The organism is Nocardia farcinica, from assembly GCF_029867845.1.
Lineage (GTDB): Bacteria > Actinomycetota > Actinomycetes > Mycobacteriales > Mycobacteriaceae > Nocardia > Nocardia farcinica_A.
This window is the reverse complement of record NZ_JARWRU010001177.1, coordinates 1-5,469: the sequence shown is the minus strand read 5'-3', so window position 1 is coordinate 5,469 and position 5,469 is coordinate 1. Positions and strand designations below refer to the sequence as shown.

Here is a 5,469-nt window from a genome sequence, read left to right as displayed (position 1 = left end):
CCCCCCCCCCGCCCCCCCCCCCTCGTGCGGGGGGGGGGCGGGGGGGGGGGGGCGGGGGCCCCCCCCGCCCCCCCCGGGGGGCGCGCGGCCACGACGGCGCGGGCGGGTGCGACCGTGTGGGTCGGGCTCGCCCAGACCAGGGGTGTGCCGTCGGCCGGGTCGGCGGCGCCGGTGCTCCAGGCCCGCAGCCGCGCACGCTGCCAGGCGGTGAGATCGGCCACCGGGTCGGCGGTCTCGTGGGCGGCGTCGACGCGCAGGGCCAGCTCGGTGACCGGGCGGGTGTCGGCCCGCGCGCCGGGGAGCCCCCGGAACTCGCGGTCGGCGGGCAGCGTCCAGCGGGTGGTGGTGACCAGCTCGGCGCCCGCGTGGATCATGGCCACGACCAGGCCGAAGGTCTCCTCGGCGCGGAAGTCGGCGTGGCCGTCGCAGGCGATCAGCGCCACCCGGGCCGGCATGGGCCAGAGCTCGTGTCCCCGTTGGGGTCCGGCGTCGCCGTAGCGGCGCCACACCCGCTCGTCGGCGTCGACGGTGCCGAGGAACAGGTCGAGGGCCGCGAACGGGCGATGGGCGTCCGGGTCGGCGCGCGGCCTGCCATCGGGTCCCGGCCTGCCGAGCGGGGTGGCCGTCCCCCAGATGCGGGCGGTGTCGGACAGGTGCAGTGCCGCCGAGCCGGGCTCGTCCGCACGGGCGGAGACGTGGCCGAGAAAGAACAGCCGGGAACGCGGCGTCGCGAGTGCCTTGTGCAGGTCGAGCCGGGTGGTGGATCGGATGGCGTCGGCGCGCTCGGCCCTCGGCAGTCTGCCCGCGGCGGCGAGCTCGGACAACCGGCGCGCGAACAGCACCTGATCGGCGCGATCCAGCACCGGGCCGAGACCGGTTGCCCCGCGCGGCATCGGCGGATCGATCACCAACAGGACGGGCCGCCCGCGCACCCGCTGCCACTGCTCGGGCAGTCTCGGCCGTTCGGCGTGCACGGCGGCGGGCGGCTCGTGGACGAGTTCGGCGACCTCGAGCAGTCGCCGCCCGGCCGTGACGAACAACAGCTCCCACGGGATGCGGGCCAGGCGGGGGCTCGGGGTGAGCCGCACCAGCACGCGCTCACCGGCACGCGCCCGCGCCGCGATCTGCTCGCGCAGCCGGGGCGGGAAGACGGTCTCGGTGAGCGCGGCCGACAGCTCCCGCTCCGCCGCCGGTGTGGCGAAGGGGCCTCGGGTCAAAGCCCGGCGCACCCCCTCGGCCGGGGTCTCGCCGGGCAGGGCCGTTGGCAGCGCCGCGGCCAGCAGTTCCCCCGCCGCGCCGACCGAGGCCGCCGGGAGGACGGCGAACTCGGGATGCGCGGGGTCGTCGAGCCACCGCCAGGTCAGGTAGGTGTCCCCCGCATCGGTGGCCCGCACGAGCACCGCGGCGGGCGGGGCCGCGGGGGCGCTCACGCCGTGCCGCCTCCCCCGATGGCGTCGCCGTCGATGTCGTCCCGATCGATCTCCTGCTCGTCGGGGGGCACGAGGTCGGTGAGGGTGAGCGGGACGGCGGCGACCTCGGGACGGCGCAACAGCGCGAGGTACTCGGCGATGGCGGCGAGGCGGGCGCGCAGCAGGCCACGGGGACCGTCCGGTCCCGCGGGTCGCCCGTCCGCGGTGTGCTCGGCGTCCCGGTGCCCGAGCGCGTCGAGCAGACCGGTCGCGAAGTCCCGCGCGTCGAGGGTCGCCGATTCGGCCAGCAGCAGGTGTTCCTCGCAGCGCAGCCCCGCCTCGGTCAGTTCCGCTTCCCCAGCGCCTGCCCGCACCGAGGCGAGGGTGGCCATGGCGGTGCGGTGCTGGTTCCAGGCGTCGATCATGGCGCGGTCGATGTCGACCAGACCGCGGCCGAGCGGGTCGGCGCGCAGGGCCGAGGGGGCGACGTCGGCGGCGAACAAGCCGACGTGCAGGGGGGCCGGGTCGTGCCCGGCCGAGGGCAGTGCGGCGACGACGCGGCCGGACGCGACGGCGACGGCGGTGACGGCGAGCAGAGCCCCGGTCTCGCGATCGGCGGCGTAGGCCAGCAGGTCGGTGACCTCGCGGCAGAACGGATCGACGCCGGGCAGCAGGCTCGCCGAGAGGTGGACGAGCGCGGTCGCCGGATGATGTTCGACGCGCAGTTCGGGGGTACGGGCGCCGTACCAGGCGAGGATGCGTGGCGGCAGGACGGTCGGATCGAGCGGCACCGGCTCGAGCTCGGTGACCGCCGCCTCGGATGCGCGGCGGTCCGCGCCGTACTCACCGCCGAGGGTCGCCGCGAGCCCGACCGCGCCGGGCAGGTCGACGTCGAGCGACCAGCGGCGCACCGCGTCGAGCAGGGCGAGCGGGTCGATCACCTCGGCCTCGTCGAGCGCCTCCCGCAGGCCGGGCACGGTGACCCCGTGCGCGGCCGCCCGCGGCACGGCCCGGCGGAGCAGTTCGACGGCCGGGGCGGACAGCCTGCCGTCGAGGCAGTGCTCGGCGAACTGGTCGAAGGCGTATCCGGCGTGCCGGAACGACCGGCCCGCCGCCGTCGGCTCCCCGGTGTCGTGGGCGGCGACGGCGCGGTCGACGAGCAGCGCGCCGTGGTGCACCGGGCGCATGGTCCACCGGTCCACCGCCACCACCAGCGCACGGGCCCGCCACGGCTCGCTCAGCTCCGGGCACTCCAGCGCGTAGACGGCCGAACCGCGTGCCCGCAGCACACGGACCAGATCGGCCAGTTCCCGGTCGTCGAGGGCGGCGCCGAGCGGTTCCGGCGCGGCCTGCGCCTCGACGGTCCAGGACAACAGCCGATGCGGGACCGCCGGATCGACGCGCCCGGTGATGCCGGGGCCGAGTGGCAGTTCGACGGCGGGCACCGCGGCCGCCCGCCCGGACCACCAGCTCACCGGCCCGCGCTCACCGATCACCAGGACCGCTGTGCCCGCCGCCGCGCTCACCGCTTCACCTCACCGCTGAATCCGTGCTGCTCCACCAGGGTTTCGGCCTCGACCTGCCGCTGGGCGGTACGAGCCGCCTGCGTGCCGCGCGACAGCCGAGGACGATCGCCGGTCTGCACCACCTGCCCGACCGCCAGGAACAGCAGGGCGTCCACCAGCCGGACCGCCGTCTCGGCCGAGGCCGACACCGCGCCCTCGGGTCGCCGGGCTCCGGCCGAGGCACAACCCTGCCGCCACGCGATGCGCACCGCCTGCGCCGGGTCCGCGTCGGGCAGTTGTCCTGGTCCGGCGAGCACGGCCAGCGCCATCCGTTTCTCCCAACAGTCCCCCGTCCCGTCCCGGCGCGGCGCGCGATAGCCGGACAGGCAGGCGTGGGCGCGGGACAGGATCTGGGCGTCACGGACCGCGCGATAGCCCGGCGCCTCCACCGCGAGATCGGCGTGTGCCAGCAGCACATCGGCGTCGACGGGGATCTCGACGCCCGCCCGGCGCTGTTCGGCGCGGCCCGCGTCCAGCCGGGCCGAGGTCAGCTTCCGGTAGATGATCCTGGCGTCGACCAGCTCGCGCCCCTCCACCTGCCAGCGCAGCAGCGTCTGGCGGGCACGCCGGTAGGCCTCGGGCAGGTCGGGGTGCTCGCGCAGGGTGTCGTCGGCGCGGATCCGTTCGCCGAGCAGCTGTTCGACTCTGGCCCGCTCCTCGGGCAGCGGCGCGCGGGCGGGCTGTTCCGGGTCGCCGAAGACCGACAGCGCCTCGATCTGCTCGGTGAAGGCCGCCCGGGTGCGCGGGTCGTCGACGAAATCGGCCAGCTTCTCCAGCAGCACCGAGGCATAGCGGCGCATCGCCAGCGCGCGGTAGTCGTCGTGGTGACGGTCCGGGTCGGCCACGAATTCGTCGGCCCTGGAGCGGGATTCGAGCACACCCGGGCCGCCGTCGTGCTCGCGCACCATCGCCGCCCGCACCGCGGGCGGGACCAGCAACTCGTAGCACTTGACCAAGTCACCGAGCGCGTGCGGCAGGCCGCGCGGACGGAATCGGTGTGCCTGCGCGGCGAACTGGGCGGTGAAGCGGGCCAGCGGGTCGGCGTAGTCGGCGAACAGACGCGACACCGCCAGCCAGCCCTCCGGCTCGTCCACGGCGCTGTCGGTGCGGGCGAGGAAGGCCGCCAGCAGTCCGTAACCGGCGCGCACCCAGTCCCGGCCGTCGCCGAGCCGGCCTGCCCACCCCGTCAACTCGTCGACGAACTCCTTGTGCCGGGGTTTGGGCGCGGCGGCGGCCCTCGACCACGCGATCGCGAGCGCGCGGCGGCTGGTCGTCCGCTCGGCGGGGTCCGTGGCCCACCACGACTCGCTCACCCAGCCCGCCCTCGGGTACGGCGGCATCCGATCTCTCCTCACCTCGTCCCCGGCGCGCCGGGCCGTCCGCGATCGTCCGCCACGGCCCGCGCTCTTGCGCATTGTGCCCGCGTCGGCGGCGAGGCGGTAATCGGCCGAACGATCGACAGCGGGTGGGGACCCGCCCGGCACGGGGATGGATCCGCTCGGCATGTCGATGGAATCGAGGACTACCTTCCCCCGCCCGCACGGCCGATACTGTCGGTGTGAACGAAACCGGCGTCTACGAGATCACCGTCGCCGATCGCGCGCTGAGCGACCTCATCGACGCGGTCCACGACGCGGCCGACCGTCCGGCCCGGCCGTCCGAGCGGGGATGGGCGGGGCGCGAGGTCGCCATCCGCGACCGCCCCGACGCACCGGAGTGCGGCACTCGCGGGGAGCGTGGCCGCCGCGGGGAGCGGCCGGTCGCGCAGGTGGTGGTCGAAGCCGACGGCTTCGTCCGGGTCGACGTGCGGTTCGTCTTGGCCGGTGGCGCGGCGACCGCCCGTTTCGACACCGGAGGCGGCGCCACCGACACCCTGGACGCTGTGCGCCCGGTCTCCTTCGCCCGTTATCTGATGACCGCGACGATGGCGGTGCTCACCGCTCGCGGCGTGCAGGCGGAACTGGTCCGGCACACGGCCACGGCATGACCGGCGCGAACCCCTACAGCTCGTCGAGTTCGATCAATCCGTCCTGCAGGGCACGCGCGACCAGCGCCGCCTTGGTACCCGCGGGACGCCCCGCCGCCTCGTACTTGTCGCGGATGCGCACCAGATGCGTGTTGATGGTGGCCGGGGTGATGAACAGCTCGGCCGCGACCTGCGCCTTGGTGTCGGATCGAAGCCACGCGAGCAGCACCTCGACTTCGCGTTTGGTCAAGCCCGCCTCGGGGTAATCACCGGCGAAACGGGAAGACTGCTGAAAGGTCATGTAACGACACCCTCCGGTTTGCGGCCGAACCACGGGTGACGGCTTGTCACCCGTCACTATTCAAGTCCGGGATTGCTCGTGGGTCACTCCAGTTCCAGCGGGCATTCGCTCTCATTTGAGAGACCCGGCTATCGCGTCGTGTAATGAAGTACTCTCACCATCGGATTTAGAGGGGGACGCGGGGGGCGGGCGCGGCGGGGGGGAGAAAGGGGGCGGGCGCGGAGGACG

The 5,469-nt window shown here is 75.1% G+C and carries 5 protein-coding genes; 1 reads left to right on the top strand and 4 read right to left on the bottom strand.

From position 1 onward, the window contains the following. From QH283_RS26245 to QH283_RS26235, 3 genes are all read right to left on the bottom strand, one after another. Positions 1 to 1,430 (bottom strand): CHAT domain-containing protein (locus QH283_RS26245; protein ID WP_280505612.1); only part of this gene is annotated, 1,430 nt, incomplete at its 3' end. Beyond that, positions 1,427 to 2,935: a hypothetical protein gene (locus QH283_RS26240; protein ID WP_280505611.1), complete on the bottom strand. Its 1,509-nt coding sequence runs from the start codon at positions 2,933 to 2,935 to the stop codon at positions 1,427 to 1,429. The genes QH283_RS26245 and QH283_RS26240, both read right to left, overlap by 4 nt. Then, positions 2,932 to 4,314, bottom strand: coding sequence for a hypothetical protein (locus QH283_RS26235; protein ID WP_280505610.1), 1,383 nt, complete (start codon positions 4,312 to 4,314; stop codon positions 2,932 to 2,934). The genes QH283_RS26240 and QH283_RS26235 overlap by 4 nt, the downstream gene beginning before the upstream one ends. 218 nt (positions 4,315 to 4,532) lie before the next feature. On the opposite strand from QH283_RS26235, the gene QH283_RS26230 reads away from it, so the two are divergent. Beyond that, the gene (locus tag QH283_RS26230; RefSeq protein WP_280505609.1) at positions 4,533 to 4,961 is read left to right on the top strand and encodes a hypothetical protein; all 429 of its coding nucleotides are present in this window, start codon (positions 4,533 to 4,535) and stop codon (positions 4,959 to 4,961) included. Positions 4,962 to 4,974: 13 nt separating this feature from the next. On the opposite strand, the gene QH283_RS26225 is transcribed toward QH283_RS26230, so the two are convergent. Beyond that, the gene (locus tag QH283_RS26225; protein WP_280505608.1) at positions 4,975 to 5,241 is read right to left on the bottom strand and encodes a response regulator transcription factor; all 267 of its coding nucleotides are present in this window, start codon (positions 5,239 to 5,241) and stop codon (positions 4,975 to 4,977) included. Positions 5,242 to 5,469 lie beyond the last annotated feature (228 nt).